The organism is Candidatus Nanopelagicales bacterium, from assembly GCA_018003655.1.
Taxonomy (GTDB): domain Bacteria; phylum Actinomycetota; class Actinomycetes; order S36-B12; family UBA10799; genus JAGNDY01.
Window position 1 is genome coordinate 1 of sequence record JAGNDY010000161.1, and the last position, 2,768, is coordinate 2,768.

A 2,768-nucleotide genomic window follows, 5' to 3' on the forward strand; every position below is an offset into this window, starting at 1 on the left:
CCGCCAAGTACGACGCGCGCAGCATCCCAACGCTGGTGATTCTGGATCACGGGAAGGTCGTCGATCGCGTCATCGGTGCCCAGCCCAAACCGGCCCTCGCAACGGCAATCGACAAGGCGCTGGCGAGCCGGTAGGCCTCGTGCGGTGCTGTCGGGTGAGCGAATTTGAAGCAGCTTGCGCGCGCCGCGGTTACTTAGCTGAGCCAACTGTCTCCCAGGGCAGCCAGCTTCCGTGAAAGCCCATCGGGATTCGGAATGGTAGTTCGATCTTCGCGATTGTTTCCGACATCGAGCCCGCATCGATTACCAGAATGTCGCTGCGGTCGTTGGACTTGTTGTAGTTGACCGTTATGAGGTAGCCGTGATCTTCAGCTGACTGGCCGGCAGCACCGACGAAGATCGGCTCACCGGGCACACAGTCGGCTCCGGTGTCGAAGACCTCGGTGGTGTTCGCCTGCAAGTCGAACTTGGCGATGGAACTGAACGTATTGAGGTTGTCATCCGGCACTACTGCGCCGTAGCCGTACCTGTAGGCAAGCCCGACCCGGTTGAGGTCAACTCGCGGAAACTCGACTCCTGTGTCGGACAGCGTCGTCATCGACGACGTGCCGGTCGCCAGGTTGAACCGGTAGCGGACAAGGTACGAGTTGGCGGGATTGAGCATCTGCTTGGTGTCCTTGTTATAGACCCAAATCTTGTCGTAGCGCGACGCGTCGAGCACAACCTCGTCGCCCTCGTCGTAGGCGTTGAAGACGTGGAAGATGTAACACGGATCGATCTCGAACCATCTGACGTCGCTGGAGTTGCCGTATCGCGGAAGGATCCCGACTCGGGCTCCGTACTCGTCATCCCAGTTGTAGGGGATGGCCACTCCCTGCATCGCGCGTTCGAGGTCGAAGACGACAGGTAGATCCAGAAAGAGCGTGCGACTAGCCGTTGTCGCGAAGTCGTGCATCATCGTCGGGCCTTTGACGTCAATGTCGACCGAGTGCTTGAGTTCGCCGGCGCTGTCGGCAACGTGATACCGCAGATACGGTTCCTGCCAGTCGTAGCCGAACAGCACCATCTCTCCGGTCACCGGATCCAGCTTGGGGTGAGCGGTCATCGCGCCCTTGAGTTGGTTGTTGAATCCGACCATGCCGATGGTTTCGAGTTCAGGCGTCACGGCATATGGCCAGCCGCCCTCGCACAACGCGAGGATCTGGCCGTTGTAGCCGATCACGTGGGTATTGGCCGGGCTGTCGTGGTCTGGTGGTGGATCCTGCCCCGTCAGATATCCGGTCTTGACGTAGCGATTGCGGTACCACTGCGCCTTTCCGTCTCGGATCCGGATGCCATGAAGCATCCCGTTGCCCAGGAACCAGCCGTTCTCCTCGCTACCGCCGCCGCGCGCAGAGGCCGGGTTCGGATTGGGGCCGTTGCGGATCAGGAGCCCATCGAGTTCGGGGGGTAGCGTCCCAGTGACTGGCAGATCGGTCAACTCACGTTCTTCGGCGACGGGCGCGTACACACCCCGCGTAAATGTGCCTTCAACCATCACAACTCCCAATCAGCGCACCGGACTATCCGCTGAGTATGCCCAGTGAGCTGCGGCTGCTGCTTGGTGAACCGAACCCACCGTCGCTGAGGTGGCGGGGGCCGTTAGCGTGGGACGGGCATCGCGTACCGCGCTCTTGGTGCTGAGCGTGACACCGCTAAGCCTGAGTTGGACACCCGAGGCAAGTGCGCGCGCCACGCCCGAGCTCCGCAGTAGTCGCTATCCCCGGCGCAACGCGTTGACGCGCTATGGCAGGCTTGGGCCTCGCAGTACCCGAACGAAGTCGCGAGGATTTTGTCTTTGTGTCTCGTGGGCTGGTGGACGTCGTGTCACCTTCTGGCACTTCAAGGCGTCGCAAGACCACGCAGAAGGTGTCTCCTAAGCGTGCCTCAGAAAGTTGGGCACATTCGGGACACACCCAAGGCAAGGCATCGCCATCGTGATTCCGTTCACGCAAGGAAACCCTTGCAAACACAAGGGTTTCGCCGCCTTAGCTCAGTTGGTAGAGCGACGCACTCGTAATGCGTAGGTCTGGAGTTCGACTCTCCAAGGCGGCTCCACACAGAAACCCCGTTTGACCAGGCAAAACAGGTCAGGCGGGGTTTTTGATTATGCGAACAAGATCAATTCGGAAGCCGAATTGCCACGGTATTGCCACGGAAGAGGACAGTAGGGAGGCCCGTTCGCGGCCATATTTGGCTGAAATCTCGCACGGTTGTTGTGTGACAGAACTTCTGGACACCGGCACTGGTGAAGGTATGAAGAAATCAACAACGCCGCTGCCGACTGCGGATCTCAGTGATGAACTGTGGGACGCAACCCAAATCGCGGCCTACCTCAAATTGCGCCCATCCGCTGCCTATGAGCGAATTTCGGTGCCTGGCTTCCCAGCCCCCATCTCCAACTCCCGGCGGTTTCGTCGCTGGTTGGCCGACGACGTTCGCGGGCATTTCACAGCCTCACGAACCCGAGTTCGCGCAACTGAAGAAGCAGCGCCAACCGACCTCCCCAAAGTTGAGTTCCGCCCGCGAAGAGGGGTAGCAGCATGAGCGCCCGGCGCGCGCCGGTCACTCCACCGGCGAAGATTGCCAAAGCCCTGGCCAGTAGCGAAACCAACCAACAGGCTGTTGCTCTGGACGGCATTACCCTCTATCCGCCGAACGAGAAACGAGCCACATGGAGAGTCAAGTTCCACTTAGCTGGGCGAGGCCACGAACTGTCGGGGGTAAGAC

At 60.2% G+C, this 2,768-nt stretch carries 3 protein-coding genes and 1 tRNA gene; 3 read left to right on the forward strand and 1 reads right to left on the reverse strand.

The annotated features are described in order from the left end of the window. Positions 1–189: 189 nt before the first annotated feature. Positions 190–1,536 (reverse strand): carotenoid oxygenase family protein, encoded by a 1,347-nt coding sequence (locus KAZ48_11735; protein ID MBP7973462.1) that lies wholly within the window; start codon positions 1,534–1,536, stop codon positions 190–192. A gap of 484 nt (positions 1,537–2,020) precedes the next feature. Between KAZ48_11735 and KAZ48_11740 the strand changes: the two genes are divergently transcribed. The 3 genes from KAZ48_11740 to KAZ48_11750 form a co-directional block, all read left to right on the forward strand. Further along, positions 2,021–2,096 (forward strand) — tRNA-Thr (locus KAZ48_11740). A 162-nt stretch (positions 2,097–2,258) separates the two neighbouring features. Beyond that, positions 2,259–2,585, forward strand: a complete 327-nt coding sequence (locus KAZ48_11745; GenBank protein MBP7973463.1) for a hypothetical protein — start codon at positions 2,259–2,261, stop codon at positions 2,583–2,585. After that, on the forward strand, positions 2,582–2,768 hold a 187-nt coding region (locus KAZ48_11750), incomplete at its 3' end, for a hypothetical protein (protein MBP7973464.1). The genes KAZ48_11745 and KAZ48_11750, both read left to right, overlap by 4 nt.